At 32.5% G+C, this 17,607-nt stretch carries 16 protein-coding genes; 1 reads left to right on the forward strand and 15 read right to left on the reverse strand.

What is annotated here, in order from left to right; translation table 11 throughout:
- Window positions 1–377: 377 nt before the first annotated feature.
- Window positions 378–548, forward strand: a complete 171-nt coding sequence (locus tag JHL18_RS20250; protein WP_207753069.1) for a hypothetical protein — start codon at window positions 378–380, stop codon at window positions 546–548.
- 42 nt (window positions 549–590) lie between these two features.
- Here JHL18_RS20250 and fliY read toward each other — a convergent pair whose 3' ends face one another.
- The 15 genes from fliY to JHL18_RS20325 all read right to left on the reverse strand — a co-directional run bounded on the left by fliY (window position 591) and on the right by JHL18_RS20325 (window position 17,473).
- A complete protein-coding gene (fliY, locus tag JHL18_RS20255) occupies window positions 591–1,757 on the reverse strand; it encodes a flagellar motor switch phosphatase FliY (protein ID WP_200272613.1) in 1,167 nt (388 codons plus the stop codon).
- Window positions 1,750–2,745, reverse strand: coding sequence for a flagellar motor switch protein FliM (gene fliM / locus JHL18_RS20260; RefSeq protein WP_200272615.1), 996 nt, complete (start codon window positions 2,743–2,745; stop codon window positions 1,750–1,752). The genes fliY and fliM overlap by 8 nt, the downstream gene beginning before the upstream one ends.
- A gap of 21 nt (window positions 2,746–2,766) precedes the next feature.
- On the reverse strand, window positions 2,767–3,168 hold the full coding sequence (locus JHL18_RS20265) for a chemotaxis protein CheW (protein WP_200272617.1): 402 nt from the start codon (window positions 3,166–3,168) through the stop codon (window positions 2,767–2,769).
- A gap of 15 nt (window positions 3,169–3,183) precedes the next feature.
- Complete coding sequence (locus tag JHL18_RS20270; protein WP_128212445.1) at window positions 3,184–3,543, reverse strand: response regulator; 360 nt, start codon at window positions 3,541–3,543, stop codon at window positions 3,184–3,186.
- 15 nt (window positions 3,544–3,558) lie between these two features.
- Complete coding sequence (locus JHL18_RS20275; RefSeq protein ID WP_200272619.1) at window positions 3,559–4,161, reverse strand: chemotaxis protein CheC; 603 nt, start codon at window positions 4,159–4,161, stop codon at window positions 3,559–3,561.
- 20 nt (window positions 4,162–4,181) lie between these two features.
- A complete protein-coding gene (locus JHL18_RS20280) occupies window positions 4,182–6,233 on the reverse strand; it encodes a chemotaxis protein CheA (protein ID WP_200272621.1) in 2,052 nt (683 codons plus the stop codon).
- A gap of 371 nt (window positions 6,234–6,604) precedes the next feature.
- Window positions 6,605–7,369, reverse strand: a complete 765-nt coding sequence (locus JHL18_RS20285; RefSeq protein ID WP_200272623.1) for a CheR family methyltransferase — start codon at window positions 7,367–7,369, stop codon at window positions 6,605–6,607.
- Window positions 7,370–7,379: 10 nt separating this feature from the next.
- Entirely contained in the window at window positions 7,380–8,420 is a 1,041-nt protein-coding gene (locus tag JHL18_RS20290; protein ID WP_200272625.1) for a protein-glutamate methylesterase/protein-glutamine glutaminase, read from the reverse strand.
- Between the two features lie 13 nt (window positions 8,421–8,433).
- Window positions 8,434–8,922 carry a chemotaxis protein CheD gene (locus JHL18_RS20295; RefSeq protein ID WP_200272627.1) on the reverse strand — a complete coding sequence of 163 codons (489 nt, stop codon included), beginning with the start codon at window positions 8,920–8,922 and terminating at the stop codon, window positions 8,434–8,436.
- A gap of 9 nt (window positions 8,923–8,931) precedes the next feature.
- The gene (locus JHL18_RS20300) at window positions 8,932–9,381 is read right to left on the reverse strand and encodes a chemotaxis protein CheW (RefSeq protein ID WP_200272629.1); all 450 of its coding nucleotides are present in this window, start codon (window positions 9,379–9,381) and stop codon (window positions 8,932–8,934) included.
- 11 nt (window positions 9,382–9,392) lie between these two features.
- Window positions 9,393–11,294 carry a flagellar assembly protein A gene (locus tag JHL18_RS20305; RefSeq protein WP_200272631.1) on the reverse strand — a complete coding sequence of 634 codons (1,902 nt, stop codon included), beginning with the start codon at window positions 11,292–11,294 and terminating at the stop codon, window positions 9,393–9,395.
- A gap of 102 nt (window positions 11,295–11,396) precedes the next feature.
- Window positions 11,397–12,221 carry an aminotransferase class IV gene (locus JHL18_RS20310; protein ID WP_200272633.1) on the reverse strand — a complete coding sequence of 275 codons (825 nt, stop codon included), beginning with the start codon at window positions 12,219–12,221 and terminating at the stop codon, window positions 11,397–11,399.
- A 430-nt stretch (window positions 12,222–12,651) separates the two neighbouring features.
- Window positions 12,652–13,026, reverse strand: a complete 375-nt coding sequence (locus JHL18_RS20315; RefSeq protein WP_200272635.1) for a DUF1292 domain-containing protein — start codon at window positions 13,024–13,026, stop codon at window positions 12,652–12,654.
- 367 nt (window positions 13,027–13,393) lie between these two features.
- Window positions 13,394–16,915, reverse strand: a complete 3,522-nt coding sequence (gene nifJ / locus JHL18_RS20320) for a pyruvate:ferredoxin (flavodoxin) oxidoreductase (RefSeq protein ID WP_200272741.1) — start codon at window positions 16,913–16,915, stop codon at window positions 13,394–13,396.
- Window positions 16,916–17,047: 132 nt separating this feature from the next.
- A complete protein-coding gene (locus tag JHL18_RS20325) occupies window positions 17,048–17,473 on the reverse strand; it encodes a flavodoxin (RefSeq protein WP_200272636.1) in 426 nt (141 codons plus the stop codon).
- Window positions 17,474–17,607: the final 134 nt, after the last annotated feature.

Raw genomic sequence — 17,607 nt, forward strand, 5'->3', positions numbered from 1 at the left:
ACTACTTATATTATCGTGCAATGAATAAATTAGTTTATACTTAGTTTTTATATTTGTAAAAAATTCCTAATTATCTAAATTCATTTTAAGTGTCATTTTTGACATCCTATACCTTATTATGAACCTGTTAGAAAAATCTATAGTTTATTAACAAAATATTAACAATTTTATTATTTCCAAAACTCCTAAAGTTTATTTTATTTTTTTACTCAAACTTATATATTATAGCTTTAATATATATGTTTGAGTATTTAATTCAAGTTATTTATCCAGTTAAACATATATTAATTTATATCAATATTAGTTTCTGTTTAACAATATCATTGAAATTAAATGGTTAAACAGGAGATGCTATATGAGCTAGCTATTAGAATTAAATGATTTTGTCAGATGTAATGGCGTTAAAAACTGTACTGTTCGAACGTAGTGAGTTTACAGTTTTAGCCATGGAATATGAAAAAATCATATTAATTCTTTGCGTATGCTCATTAAAGCATTGGATGTTTAACTATTTAATTTCAACACAGTGCTTTATGTCTTCAAAATAATAAAAAGCACTTTCCTGCTTGATTCAGGAACAGTGCTTTTTATCACTTCAAAGACTTTATTCTCTCTGCGTTACTTACTATACTTGTGATTCTAACTCCAAAGTTTTCATCAACTACCACAACTTCACCAAAAGCTACCCTTTTGCCATTTACTAAAATTTCTACAGGTTCATCAGCAACTTTATCTAGTTCAATTAATGATCCATTACTTAGAGATAGAATATCTTTAATACTTTTTTTAGTTCTACCAAGAACCACAGATATTTCTAATGGAACATCTAATATTAAATCTATATTTTTATGTGCTGGACCTGAAGGACTTGAAGCTAAATTATCAAAAGATGCTTGATGAACTTCTACAGGAGTTCTTTGCTCTTGATATATAGGTTTCTCTTGTACAAAGTGATTATAGTCATTGTGACTTTCTTGGGCATGATATGTATTAGATGGTTCAGGATTACTAGCTGCTCTTACTTCCTGTTGTGGTGCTCTTTCTTGCACTTTAGGTTGCTCAGGCACTGGTTCACTTTTCTGCTCTTCCCCCATCATTATTGAAACAATCTTTTTAGCTGTTTTTAGTGGTAATAACTGCATTATGTTACTATCTACCAAATCGCCAATTGTTAGTTTGAAGGATACTTTAACTAAAATATCGTCATCATTAATTCCTTCAGAAACTGGTTCATTTTCTTCATCCCAAGTCTTTGAAATAGGTGGTGATATATTTACTTCTCTTGCAAACATAGTAGCCATTGAGGTTGCTGCAGAACCAATCATCTGATTCATCGCTTCCTGTACTGCACTTAGTTCTATTTCTGATAATTCTGTAGTATTTACAGTACCATCTCCACCCATCATAAGGTTAGCTATTACTGCAGCATCACTAATTTGCATTATTAATATATTTTTACCTAATATTCCTGAGGTATATTCTACTTCAAGTACTATATTAGGAATATGAAATTGCTCTTTTAGCTCTCCCAAGGTTGTTGTACTTACTACTGGAGTAGTAATATTAACCGACTGATTGATTATTTGGGAAAGAGCTGTTGAAGCTGAACCCATTGAAATATTCCCTATCTCACCTAACAGATCTTTATCTATATCTGAAATACTTTCTTCAGTGTTACCTGTTGTGGATTCGGCTGGTGTTGATGGACCATTCAACAAAGAATCTATCTCTTCTTGTGTAAGAAATCCATTACTCATAATCTTCCACATCCTTACCTATAATGTCAAGTATGGCTACTCCCATATTTTTACCAACTATACCTGGTTTGGCCAGGTAACATTTTTCGTCTTCAACTACTACTGTTACAGGACTATTATACTTGTTATCAAGCTTAATCACATCACCTGTCACCAATCGTAAGAAATCATCAATGCTAATTTCTGTACTACCAAGTTCTACCTTAACATTTACATCTACGACATCTAATCTTTTTTCTAGATCATGTCTTGTATGTTCAAGATCGTCATCAGCACCTGCTTGGAACCAGTTTTGCATCACTAGCTTATCAAGAATCTTTTCAATGCTTAAATAAGGTATACAAAGATTTATAAAAGTATTACTCTTACCCATTTCCACTGAAAAAGTTATTAATGCTACTGGTTCATTTGGTGCTAATGTTTGGTTTAAAGCAGGATTAGTTTCTAAACTTTCTACTTCTATATCAACATCCATGACATCTTCCCAAGCAAGCTTTAGGTTTGATAGCACTCCTGTTGCTACTTGAGTAATTATATTTTTATCTATATCCGTAAACTCTTTACTTACATGTCTTCTCTCTCCCGTTCCTCCTAACAGTATATCAATAACTTGAAAGGAGAAACTAGGATTCATCTCAAAAAGAATTGAACCATTTAAAGGTGGCATTTTAAACAAAAGCAGTGTAGTTGGATTTGACACACTATGAATAAATTCTTCATAGGTTACCTGCTCTATGTTTTCTATCTTAACCTTTGTATTCTTTCTTACCTGAGCAGTAAGAAAATTAGATATTATTCTTGCAAAATTATCATGTATAAGTTCAAGTGTCCTTATATGCTCTTTAGAAAACTTTTGAGGACTTCTAAAGTCATAAACTTTCACTTTTTGTTTTTCTTCATCTTTTTGCAATTCCTCTGGCTCAAGCTCTCCAGCAGACAAGGCAGACAATAGGGCGTCTATTTCACTTTGTGATAATACATCTGCCATACGCTTACCTCACTTCACTAATTAAATTTTTAGTATTTTACTTATATCTACTAATGTAACTAGTTTATCATCGAAATTCACTATACCTTTTACATAGCTTTGATATTTTTCATTCTCAAGTCTTTGAATAAGCTTTTCATCAATTTCTAAAACCTCTTCAACCTCATCAACAGATATACCTACTTGTTCATCATCAACATTCAATATTATTATGTTACTTTGAGCTTTTGATGACTTCGGTATATTAAGTAGTAGATTTATATCCAGTAGAGGTATTATACTACCTCTAAGGTTTATAAGTCCTCTAATGTGCTCTGGGGCTTTTGGTACTTTAGTCACTTCTGTCATATCAGTAATACTCTGAACTTTAGATGTTTCTACAGCAAAAAGTTCATCACTAATCTTAAAAACAACAACTTGCATTTTCATGCCCCCTTATTAACCAATCGCTTTTTTGATTGCTTCTAACACTCTATCTGCTTGGAATGGTTTTACTATAAAATCTTTTGCACCTGCTCTTATTGCATCCATAACCATACCTTGTTGGCCCATGGCACTGCACATTATTACCTTAGCTGCTGGATCAAATGCTTTGATGTTTTTAACTGCTTCAATTCCATCCATATCTGGCATTGTTATATCCATAGTTACTACATCTGGTTTTTCCTTCTTATAAAGCTCTACAGCTTTAATTCCATTACTTGCTTCACCTACAACCTCAAATCCATTCTTTTCAAGAATATCCTTTATCATCATTCTCATAAATGCTGCGTCATCAACAATTAATACTCTAGCCATTTAGAATCCCCCTATCTATATTACGCCTATCGAATTTAATATTTTTTCTAAAGATCCAGGATTTGGGACAAAGTAAAAATGTCCACCAATATTTTCCGAATCTTCGCCTAATAGCATTGTTTCTATTTCCAATACACTATCTGAATACTGTGCTGACTCTACAAAAGTAGAGCTTAGTATCGCACTTAGCATATCAAAGGCCACAGCCGGAACTGATGGCATAATGCTTAAGTTTGTAAGTCTTGCTATTGCATTCATATATGCTGCAGAAATAATATTACCTATTTCACATAGCACTGAATTTCCCATCTCGCTAAACTCATCTTCCTTCATTCCAGTCAGTACTTCTATTATATTAGAAGCTATAGATTTTTCAAATACAAATAATATATTTCCTGGTGCATCGCCTAGTACTTTTACTAGTACCGCCGCCACCAATTCTTCCTCAGAAACAAAATTATAAATATCCATAAAATCTATTACCTTAACATTTGGAACTGTCATGTCAATTTTTCTGTTTAACAATTGAGAAAGAGCAGTTGCTGCATTCCCTGCACCAATATTGCTTACTTCTTTAAGTGCATCTAGTTGAAGTGCACTTAATTGAGTATAATCCATCACAATCCTCCTTCTAGTTCCTAGATTAAAGCACCTACATCAAGTATAAGTGTAACAAGACCATTACCAAGTATTGTTGCTCCTATATACTCGTTTAGTCCTTCAAGAGTTTTTCCTAAAGGTTTTATTACTATTTCTTGCTGTCCTAATAAAGAATCAACTAAAAGACCAACAACTTTATCTCCAACCTTAACTATTATAATAAAATTCTTATCCTTTTTGCTAGTATCAATTTGTAAAGTTTCATTAAGTCTAATTAGAGGTATAACATTTTCTCTATAAACTATAACTTCTCTTCCATTAGTCTTCTTTATTCTATCTTCCTTATAGTCTATAACTCTATCTATGAAACCTAGAGAAATTGCAAGTGTTTCTTCTCCAACTTTAACAAGCAAAGCTTGAATTATTTGAAGTGTAAGAGGAAGTCTTATTATAAAACTTGAACCTTTTCCTATTTCACTTACTACATCAACAGTTCCTCCAAGTGCAGATATTTTTGTCTTTACAACATCCATACCTACGCCTCTACCTGATATATCTGTTACTACTTCGTTAGTGCTAAAGCCTTGAGAGAAAATCAAATTCTTTATATCATTTTCAGTCATTCCTTCAGTGTTTATACCCACTTTTTCAGCTTTACGTCTAACTTTTTCAACATCGATACCATTACCGTCATCTTCTACTCTTATTACAGCCTTTGTACCCTCTTGATATGCTGATAGTTTGATTGTACCTACAGGATCTTTGCCTGATTTTGCTCTATCTTCTTTGCTTTCTACTCCATGATCTGCCGCATTTCTTAATAAGTGAATTAATGGTTCACCTATTTCATCTATTACAGTTCTATCTAATTCTGTATCTTGACCTTCAACAATGAAGTTAATTTCCTTGTTCAATTCTACAGAAAGATCTCTAATCATTCTAGGGAATCTATTAAATACAACTTCTAGAGGAAGCATTCTTATCTTCATAACAAGATCTTGTAAGTCAGAAGTAGTTCTGGCAACTTGTTCAAGAGTTTCATTTAGCTCTTGAGCTCTATAATTTGTGCTTATTTGTTCCAATCTAGTTCTATGTATAACTAACTCAGAAACCATGTTCATAAGTTTATCTAGACGTTCCAAATCAACTCTTACTGATTGATGTACCTTCTTTGTTTGAGTAGCTGGATTATTGCTCTTTTTTTCTTCAACTTTTTCTTTATTTGTAACTATAGATTTAGGTGTTAATGGTTTTGACGTTTCATTTACTTCAGCCTTAGCTATTGATTCATCTTTAGTTTTTACAATTTCATTTACTTTTTCTATTCTTAATTCGACTTCTTCTGTAGAAACTTTATCCACTTCTGAGATATTTTTAACAAGTTTTTCAATTTCTTCAGCATTTAGTGTAGTAATAACGATAAGTTCAATGCTAAAATCAAAGTTTTCGTTTTCTATATCTTCTGTAGAAGGATATGATTTTATTACTTCTCCATGCTCTTCTAATTCTTTAAATATTAAAAAAGCTCTAGCAGACTTTAATAAAGTATTCTCATTAAGACTTATAAAAACTCTTATAGCTTTATAGCCTTTTTCATGAGCTTGCTTAATTACATTCATGTCATATTCATTTATGTCTATTATGTAATCTGATGAACTCTTATTTTCTGATACTTCTTCTACTATATCAACTGCAACACTATCTTGCTGCTCATTAGTACTTATATCATGTAAGTCCTTCATTATATTTTCTATTTCAACTTTTTCTTCTATACCTTCTGATATATTATTTACCATTCTTTCAAGAGTATCTAGGCAATCAAAAAGTACTGTAACTACATTTTGTGTAACTTTCAGTTCGCCTTCTCTAAATTTAGAAAGAACATCCTCCATTTTATGAGTTAGCTCTGCTATATCGCTAAATCCCATTGTTGCAGCCATCCCTTTTATAGTATGAGCTACTCTAAATATTTCATTTAACTTATCAATATCATCTGGTTTTTGTTCCAAATCAAGCAAAGATTCATTTAGAGTCTGCAAATTATCCATGGACTCTTCTAAGAACATTGAAAGATATTGAGATGTGTCCATTGTTATCCCTCCTGTATTCCTTATTAGCACATGACAATTATTAATTGTCATGCCTCCTGTATTCCTTATTAGCACACAACAATTATTAATTGTTGTGCCTCCTGTATTCCTTATTAGCACATAACAATTATTAATTGTTATGCCTCCTGCATTCCTTATCAGTACCTTAAAGTTATTATCACTAAAATTAACCAAGCAATACGCACTAATTGCATTTAAATAATAAACTTATGTAGTCGTTTTTTTCTAAGTCACAGCAATCACACATCATATTCTTATTGAAAATATGTAAAACCAACATAACCTTTTCAGTTATTCAACACTTATTATTCGTGCGAAGTGGTTAATTTCTTTATAGCAATTATTAACTTTTATAATTTTCTATAAATAAAAGTAGAAGCTTTTTCAAATCCAAAATCTTTGTAATTATAAATACTTTCAGTAGCCCCTACAAATAATAATCCACCTTTTTTAAGGGATGCTGCAAATCTCTTGTATATATCATTCTTCACATCTACGTTAAAATAGATGACTACATTTCTACATACAATTAAATCAAAGTTATTCTCATAACTATCTAGTATAAGGTCATGCTTTTTGAAAGTAACCATGTTTTTCACACTTTGTTCTATATAATACTTATCTTTAACTTTCTTAAAGTACCTTTCCAATTCTCTAGGCTTTACATTCTTCATTTCATTATCAGTGTATTCACCAAACTTAGCTTTCTGAAGAATTGTATTATCTATATCAGTGGCTAGTATCTTATGTCTGCCATTTGGACTTACATTATTCAAAATCATAGAGATTGAATACGGTTCACAACCGATAGAACAAGCAGCACTCCAAATCTTAAGACTATTATTAGCTGCAGACTCTTTTTTCAAAATCGCCTCTAGCTCATCAAATAATTCTGGATTTCTAAAAAACTCTGTAACATTAATAGTTATAAAATCTAAGAATCTTTGTCTATGCTCTCTATCAGTTTTAATCAACTTCGTATATTCTTCTAGTGATTTGACTCCTAATCTTGTCATTAAACTTTCTATTCTTCTGTTAAGCTGGGTTGGTTTATACGCTGATAAATTTATCCCTAGCTCCTTATGTACCCATTGATGAAACTGGCCAAAATCCATAGTTTATCTACTATCCTTTCACTAATGTAACGATTTTTTTTGCTATATATCCTAGTTGTAGTACTTCATCAACTTTTCCTGTCTCAAAAGTGGCTTTAGGCATTCCATAAATAGTGCAAGTGGACTCATCTTCAGAAATGGTATGTCCTCCAACATTTTTTATGGCTACAGTGCCTTGTGCTCCATCTTTTCCCATACCAGTCAATACTACTGATAATAAATTTTTACCGTACACTGAAGCTGAACTATTAAACAGCTTATCTACGGCTGGTCTCACGCCCCAAATGCTAGGTTCCTGATTTAATGAAATTCTCTTTTCTTTTGATATTTCCATATGGAACCCACCAGGAGCAATATATATTACATTTTTCTCAATTCGCATATCATTTTCTGCTTCCACAACTTTCAGATTACAAAGGTTATTTAATCTCTCAGCAAAAGTTTTTGTAAATCCAGCTGGCATATGCTGAACAACTAAAACTGGAACCTCTAAATTGTTAGGAAGCTCTGTCAATACAGTTTGAAGAGCTCTCGGACCACCTGTAGAAGCGCCAATTACTACTGCGTCTATTTTGTTAGATGCTTTTTTAGTAGTAATAACTCTTGACGGCTCCTTTGGCTCAACTTTAAAGTCAAACAATGATCTCTTTATAGATGCTACTGCTCTTATTTTATGTACTAGCTCAAGCTTAACCTTATTAATATCAAGCGAGATCGATCCAGATGGTTTTGAAACGAAATCAGCAGCACCAGCATCTAAACAATCCAATGTTGTTCTTGATGAGCTTGTAGTTAAGCTACTTAACATTATAACCTTAGCATTTCTATTAGTGAGTTTCAGTTTCTTCAGCGCAGTAATACCATCCATTTTGGGCATTTCTACGTCTAAGGTAATTACATCTGGGTTATAACCTCCAACCTTGTCAACGAACTCCTCACCATTTCTTGCAGTAGCTATAACTTCCATATCTGTCTCTTCATTTATCATGTCAGAAATTATCTTTCTCATAAGTGCAGAATCGTCTACTACCATAACTTTTATTTTATTCAAGATTATCACTCCATTAAAGTTCTATAATACCTTGTCCTACAATCTTTATTATTACCTTGCCAGTCTTTGAATCTAAAACCATTGTTCTTCCTTTATTTCCACCTAGATGGGAAGCAAGAACTTGAAGTTGTAATTCTTTTAAAGTTTTTGCTACAGCTTCACCATTTCTTTTTCCAATATCACTTATCATGCTTTTATCGGAAAAATTAAACATCGATGCTCCTCCAGCTATCTTTACAGTCAAATTCCTTTTTTGGCATCCTAACCTTTCCATCTTTTCAATTAGAATCGGAATAGCTAGATCAGCAAATTTATACGGATTTTTCACTTCTTTAAACTGAGTTGAATCAGGTAACATTATATGTGACAACCCGCCAATCAATTTAACTTTATCAAATACTGCTATTCCAACGCACGAACCTAGTCCTATTGTCATTATTTTATCTGGATAATTTACAGTATTTAAATCAGCAATACCTACTTTGATTTCTGCATCTATCATAGAACCACCTTATAGCAACTTAGTTTTTTCTTCCTCTGTTAAAATTTTAGATAAATCTAAGAGGATTACTATATTTTCCTTTAATCTTATTAGTCCTTTTATATATCTTCTTGAAATACTTGCAGCAATTGCTGGAGGGTTTTCTATTAAATTAACTTCTACATCTTTAACCTCATAGACATTGTCAACAATAATGCCCATCTTAGATTCACTTTCCTTAACAACAATAATCTTTGTTTCAGCTAAATTTACTTTAGTATTAAACCCAAATTTTTTAGATAAATTAACTACAGGTAAAATACTTTCCTCATAATTAATAACTCCGTCAACGAAGCTTGGTACATCAGGTAACACAGTTGGTGTTTCATAACCTAATATTCTTTCTACTTCCATTATGTCAGTAGCGTAATGCTCTCCATTTAAACTAAAAATCAGTAACTTTATTTCCTTGTTAGCCATTTTAATCCCCCTTATAAGCGAAACTTATCTATTATTATATCTCCAAGCTCATCCATGTATACATGTATATCCCTCGAAGGTTCTTCTAAGACTATCTCCCTTTCTCCAATTGCAAAAATAGTATTGTGATATGCGATGTCTGCATATATGCTCCCATTTTTTGAAACCGAAGCTTTTGTCTTAACTCCACCAGTACTTCCAATGGTCTTGCATCTTATTTCATTTTCAGCTTTTAAATATCCCCCTCTGGACACGCTACCGTTTTGAGTGAAAATTATACTTCCACTGCATGTTAAATGAGATATATATTGACCTTTGCCATTTAAGTATATATTTCCCGAAGAACTTATTGTAGAATCTTGACAATAGTTTATACTAATATCAGCTGGTATATTAACTTTTCCTTGGATATTCTTAATATATTCATCTGCTAACACTACCAACTTGTCCAACTCACTGAAATGTTTTATAGTGGTCGGTCCAAGTCCTACCAGCATTTGCTTTACTATCCTACCTATGTTTCTACCTTCTTCATCAGATTTAGAAAACAATCTAATTATATTTAACGAATTTGTTGTTATACTCTTAAATTTGTTCTCAATTAAAACCTTTATTATTTCGCCATCACTTCTGTCAATGCCTAATAAATTATGTTCTTTAATTTCTAATACGGTACTAGTAAGCTGCAACATTGAACTTTTTAAGTTTTCTAATTCGTCTAATTGCTGTTGTATTAGGAAGTCTTTCCCTCCAGCTTCAATGGTTGATCCAATTATACTACCTTTTATCAAGGTTTGATCGTTTGATATAATATGTGAGCCCTCTACAGAACCATCAATGCTTATAGATTTGCCAGCTTTTATAGTCATTCCTTGACTAACATTTGCTCCTATATGTATATCACCAGTGAAATTAAGGTTTCCAGAAGCCAAGTTCACATCTGAAGTTGCTTCATATATTTTATTTACTGAAATAGTATTATTTTTAAAGTCTGGTCTTCCATCTTCTATAGCAATTATATTACTACCATCAATTTTGCATCCTTCGCCTGCATTCAATTGCAATTCCTTATATTTTTCAGGCTTTATTACCTTGCCACTTATGTTTATTCCTGGTTTTCCCTCTGAGCCTTTTATCAATGTTGCTATTATTTCTCCTGATTGAACAGTAACTATTTGGTTCATATTCCTAAAGTCAATTGTCTCATCTTCAGAAACTATTCTTTTTTGTTTATCTTTGAAAAGTATAGTTAATCGATCCTGTACTGTTTCTTTAACTTTTTTACCTTCTGCAATTAGAATCTCACCTTGTTCATTTCCTGTACACAAAGTTTTTAAGTTTTCTAAAATCACACCACTTACAATACCTCTTTCAGTTAAAACCTTTTTAATTTCAAGCTCATTAAACTTTGGAGGATATTCTTCGTACTCAAGTTCTATATTTAGATTTAACACACTGACGTTTTCTGAATCACATAATTTATATACTCTTTTAGGTACATATTTTACTGAAGCCATCGCAGTCATATCATCATCTGATTTAACTATATTTAATTCTCTTTTTGCTTCTTGATTTATAATATCATACCTTATAGAATTATTTTCGGTTATACTACAAAAATCTTCAACTTTTTTATCATCTATATATAGATTGATATCTTTACTTATGAATATTTTTGCAGGAGTTCCTTGTTCTTGAGGATTAGTCACTATAAAATTTCCGTTTTTTACAGAGACCTTCCCATCATAATTTGACGTATTATTCTTGGGCGAAACTCTAATTTTGTATTTTCTTCTAAGCATACCTTTTTTCTCAATAACTTCATAATCAAAGTCTTCTGCAGATATATTAAGTTCAGCTTCTGCTAATTTGATGCATTCATCAATAGTTAATGCTTCATATACATATTCCATAATTATTCACACCCCCCAAGAGTCATTTACTGCTTTTAGTATACCATATTAAGGTTTAATTGTAATTTAAATTTTAATGTGAATTATAATTTCATTCAAATATTATTTATCAGATTTAATATATTCATCAATTTTTTTATTATATAATCTTACCAATTCCAAAATTAATGTATTCTTTGGCGAATTTAATGTTATTTTATCAACATTCGCAATCGGAAGAATCTTTGGAGATGTACCTGTTATAAACATTCCAGCCATTGATGTAATATCTCTGTATGATACTTTTTCTTCCCTTATTGATATATTATTTTCTTTACATATATCAATTATAGAACCTCTGGTCACCCCTGGAAGAACATCTTCCAATGGCGATGTTAATATCTCATTATCCAGTACCATAAATATATTTGATTTACTGCCTTCAGTTATAAACCCATTTCTATCTACTAAAATAGCCTCGTAGCAACTCTTTTCACTTATTTGTTTATTTACTAATGTTCTAAAATCAGTATTTACTATCTTTGCATTAGGATTTTCTCTTTCTCCAAAGAACAGTGTAGTATTTACGCCATTTTCATATTGTTCAATTGTAGGATATGAATGCTTAACAAAGTATACTAAAAGATTTCTTTCATCACTTTCTGAATCCATTAATAATTTAATATTTCCTTCAAATACATTGACTTCTTTTATTAGAGTTTCTATCTGTTCCTTTATTTCCTCCTTATCATACTTCATTTCCTTATTTATCAAAGAAAATGAGTTATTCATTCTTTCAAGATGCTTTTCTAAAAAAAGAGGCACTCCATCTATTACTCTTATAACTTCATACACCATTCCTTTTCTTCTTAGTATATTATCGTCAAATTTTTCTTTAACTCTAGATGTACCGTTTAAAATAAATTTATTTGAATAACATTCGCTCATTTTTATCTCCTCATTTCATAATTATATTATTTTTACATACGTCCACTCCATGATAAGTCTTATATTTTTAAATTCTCTCAACTGAAGCCGTAAGAGTTTTTAAAATAGATTTTATATTAAGATTATATATTTAAAATTATCTACCTTATATTATATATTAATCAATAAATACCATACAATTATGTGATTAAATATATATCAACATTTTTAAAACTATTGCAAAAAAACTCGCTGAAGCAATATCCTTCAGCGAGTATTTTTGCGCATCTGCTTTTCTCAATGCATATCAGGAAACTCTAGCAGACGAATAAGTTCTATTTTTTACTGTATGCAAAGAGCCACCGAAATGAATCACAATCACTAGTTTACATGCATAAGAATTATATTGGTTATTATATAATAAAAAGGCGGTATACACCGCCTTTTTCAACTATTGAGCTAATTCAGACTCATAGTATTTTGTAACTTCTTCAAATTCTTCATCGTCAGGTATTGAAAGTTCTCCTTCTTCACCCTCTGATTTGAATAAGTATACTGATCCATCATTAGGGTTTTGAACTAAAACATATTCTTTTTCTTTATATTCAAAAGCATCTATAACTTCACAACTTACTACATTGCCGTTTTCATCTTCTAAATCTACAACGAAGCTTTCATGATCATGATCATGGTCATGGCCACATCCACAGTCTTCGTCTCCGCAACCTTCTTCGCCACAGCCACATGTATTTTCTTCTTTTAATTCTAAACCATTATCTTCGCAGCCACAGCCACATCCGCAAGTATCTTTTTCTTTTTCTGACATATGTGATTCACACAATCTAAACGATGTGTGAAATTCACCTCCTTTAATAAAATAGTATGTTTTAATTTTACCCTAATATTAGGATTAATAAAAGCTTTTTTTTATTCTATAATAAATATTATTACTTTTAACAAAGCTTTATACATAAAAAAATCAATGTATATTCCTATTATTTACTGCAATAACCTCTACTATAGAAACCATTTTTACATTATCTAACTTTCAACCTTCATATTATGGTAATTTTTTATCGTTCTAATACATAATCTCATAATTTTTTCAAAAAACTCACTAAACAATTTCTATAACATCATACTTTGCAAAAAACAAAGGAACTAGCAAAGCTAGTTCCTTTATCATCATTTAACTATTCTTGATTAGCAAGTCTCTTGTAGTTTGCTAATCTTTCCATAGCATCTTCATAAGTCTTTTCAAATAAAGCATCTGCAGCTTCTGGGAATGCCTTAGCAAGTGAAGCGTATCTTACTTCGCCCATTAAGAACGCCTTAAAGTCAGCAGTTGGTTCCTTAGAATCAAGTGAGAATGACTTCTTTCCTTGCTCCTTAAGTGTTGGGTTGTATCTGTACATTGCCCAGTAACCTGATTCAACAGCTTTCTTAGCTTCTAATTGACTGTTACCCATACCAGCTTTTAATCCATGGTTTATACATGGAGCGTAAGCTATTATTAATGATGGACCTGGATAAGCTTCAGCTTCAGCTATAGCCTTAAGAGTTTGGTTCTTATCTGCACCCATTGAAATCTGAGCAACATATACATAACCATAGCTCATAGCCATCATTCCAAGATCTTTCTTCTTAGTTCTCTTACCGCTAGCAGCAAACTTAGCTATAGCAGCAGTTGGAGTTGACTTAGATGATTGTCCACCAGTATTTGAGTAAACTTCTGTATCAAATACAAGAACATTTATATCTTCTCCTGATGCAAGAACGTGGTCTAATCCACCGAAGCCGATATCGTAAGCCCAACCGTCTCCACCGAAGATCCATTGTGATCTCTTAACTAAGAAATCTTTTTCGTTTAATATTTCTTTTGCTATTTCAGCAGTTTCAGTTTCTAAAGCAGCTATAACTCTGTTAGCTCTATCTCTAGTACCTTCACCGTTGTTTATGTTTTCTAACCAATCAGCTAATACAGCCTTAGTTGTTTCACTTAAATCAGCTTCTAAAGCAGATTTAACTGTTACAGCTAATCTTTCTCTTATAGCAGCAACTCCAAGGTACATACCCATTCCAAACTCAGCATTATCTTCGAATAATGAGTTTGCCCATGCTGGACCATGTCCAAGATGATTCTTTGTGTATGGAGTTGAAGGAGCAGATCCTCCCCAAATTGATGAACATCCAGTAGCATTAGCTACCATCATTCTATCACCATATAATTGAGTTACTAGCTTAGCGTATGGAGTTTCTCCACAACCAGCGCAAGCACCTGAGAACTCAAGTAATGGTTGTTCAAATTGGCTTCCTTTTAATGTTGTCTTGCTCATTGGGTTAGCCTTTGGAGCAACAGCTTCAGTAGCATATTCCCATGATGGAATTTCAACATGTTGAGTAGCTTGTGGTTTCATTATTAATGCTTTTTCTGGTGCTGGACATACTTGAGCACAGTTTCCGCATCCTGAACAGTCAAGTGGACTTACTGCCATTGTGAATGACATAGGTTCAGCAGTCTTAAGAGCCTTAGCTGCTACTATCTTCATTCCTTCTGGAGCATTGTTCTTTTCTGTTTCAGTTAATAAGAATGGTCTGATTACAGCATGTGGACATACATATGAACATTGGTTACATTGTATACACTTGTCTGCTTGCCATTCTGGTACGTTTATAGCTATACCTCTCTTTTCGTAAGCAGCTGTACCATTTTCAAAAGTTCCATCTTCCATTCCGCCAATGAAAGCTGATACTGGAAGTAAATCTCCTTCTTGTCTGTTCATTGGTTCAACTATCTTAGTTACGAATTCTGGCTTAACCTTAGCAGCAACAACTTCTGCATCAACTGCATCAGCCCAGCTTGCAGGTACTTCTATAGCAACAACTGAGTCAACACCCTTGTCTATAGCAGCATTGTTCATATCAACAACGTTTTGTCCCTTCTTACCATATGAAGAAACAACAGCGTCCTTTAAGTATTTAATAGCATCTTCTACTGGAATTATGTCAGCTAACTTGAAGAATGCAGATTGCATTATCATGTTTATTCTTCCACCAAGACCAATTTCTTGAGCTATCTTAACAGCATTTAAAGTGTAGAACTTAATGTTGTTTTTAGCGATATATCTCTTATAGCTTGCAGGTAAATTAGCTTCAACTTCTTCTGGTGTCCAGATAGTGTTAAGTAAGAATGATCCATTCTTCTTTAATCCATCTAATACATTGTATTTGTATACATATGATTGGTTATGACAAGCAACGAAATCAGCTTTATTTATTAAGTAAGGTGATTTTATAGCTTTCTTTCCAAATCTTAAATGTGATACAGTTATACCACCAGATTTCTTTGAATCATATGCAAAGTAACCTTGAGCATACATATCAGTATGGTCTCCGATTATCTTTATAGCACTCTTGTTAGCACCAACAGTACCGTCTGATCCAAGTCCCCAGAACTTACATGCTTTAGTTCCTACTGGAGTTGTATCTATATCTTCAGTTATAGCTTCTAATGACTTATTAGTAACATCATCAACTATAGCAACTGTGAATCCATCTTTAGGCTCGTCCTTAAGTAAGTTTTCATAAACTGAAACTATGTGAGCTGGAACTGTATCCTTTGATCCAAGTCCATATCTTCCACCAACTATTACTGGAGCATTTTCTTTTCCGTAGAATGCATTCTTAACTTCTAAGAATAATGGTTCAGCAGCTGATCCTGGTTCTTTAGTTCTGTCTAAAACAGCTATTCTCTTAACTGTTGAAGGTATAACCTTTAACATTCTTTCAACTGAGAATGGTCTGAATAATCTTACTTTTACAAGACCAACTTTGTTTCCATTTGCATTTAAGTAATCTATAGTTTCTTCTACAAGGTCAGTAACTGATCCCATAGCAACTATAATTCTATCAGCATCTGGTGCTCCATAGTAATCGAAGCAGTGATACTCTCTACCAGTTAACTTAGTCATTTCAGCCATGTAGCCTTCAACTATTTCTGGTACTGCATCATAGAATTTATTAACAACTTCTCTTTCTTGGAAGTATACATCTGGATTTTGTGCTGTTCCTCTTGTTACTGGATGATCAGGATTTAAAGCTCTTCTTCTGAACGCTTCTACTGCATCTGTATCAAGAAGTTTAGCTAATTCATCATACTCTAAAACTTCTATCTTTTGTATTTCATGTGATGTTCTGAATCCATCGAAGAAATTAACAAATGGTACTCTTGACTTTATAGCTGTTAAGTGAGCTACTGCTGATAAATCCATAACTTCTTGTACAGAACCTTCAGCAAGCATTGCAAAACCAGTTTGTCTTGCAGCCATAACGTCTTGATGGTCACCGAATATATTTAATGAATTTGCAGCTAATGCTCTAGCTGAAACATGGAATACTCCTGGTAGTAATTCACCAGCAATTTTGTACATATTTGGTATCATTAATAGTAGACCTTGAGAAGCTGTAAAAGTTGTAGTTAACGCTCCTGCTTGTAATGAACCATGAACTGCACCAGCTGCACCAGCTTCTGATTGCATCTCCATTACCTTTACCTTTTGTCCAAATATGTTCTTTCTTCCTTGAGCAACCCATTCATCAACATGCTCTGCCATTGGTGATGATGGTGTTATTGGGTATATAGCTGCTACGTCTGTAAATGCGTATGCGATATGAGCTGCAGCAGTATTACCATCCATAGTTTTCATCTTTCTAATTGCCATCGAGTTGACCCCTCTTTCTTATATTGTTATATTGTTTTGATAATTGTTTTGTATGATGAGTTATTCTAAAATATAAATTTTAGAAAAATAAGATTGACTGTTATTTTTGATTATTTACTGAGAGTTCTATCTTGCAAGCTCTTTCCCTAGTTCTCTAGCTTTTCTAAGTTGTTCTTCACTAGGTGATTCTTTAACTGCAAGAATATCAACTACATTAAAACCATAATCTTTCATTCTATCAGACCAATCGACTATGAATTGTCCTTCATCCCAACCGTATGATCCAAAAAGAACTAGCTTTTTACCATTGTTAGGTAATAACTTAAATTGGTTTATGTAAGGTTCCATCTCTTGTTGTTCTATTCTATTACTGTCCATTGATGGACTTCCAAAAGCAACTGAATCGGCATTCATAACATCGTCAACAGTAGCATCCGCTACGTGTTTAATCGTAACTTGTGCTTCATTTTCTTTTGCACTTGCTGCTATTGCATCTGCTAAAACTTCAACGTTTCCCCCGTTGCTCCAGTAAATTATTGATACTTTCTTCATCGTAACAGCACCTCATTCGCTTGTTAAATTCTTAACAACTTGTTGTGGCTACAAATTCTGCCCTTTGTCCACATAAATATTATACAGTATGGAAATTATTTTTCAAGTTTCATATTTTAATATATTTCGTAAAT

Source organism: Clostridium yunnanense (assembly GCF_016595795.1).
In the GTDB taxonomy this organism is placed as follows: domain Bacteria; phylum Bacillota; class Clostridia; order Clostridiales; family Clostridiaceae; genus Clostridium_AR; species Clostridium_AR yunnanense.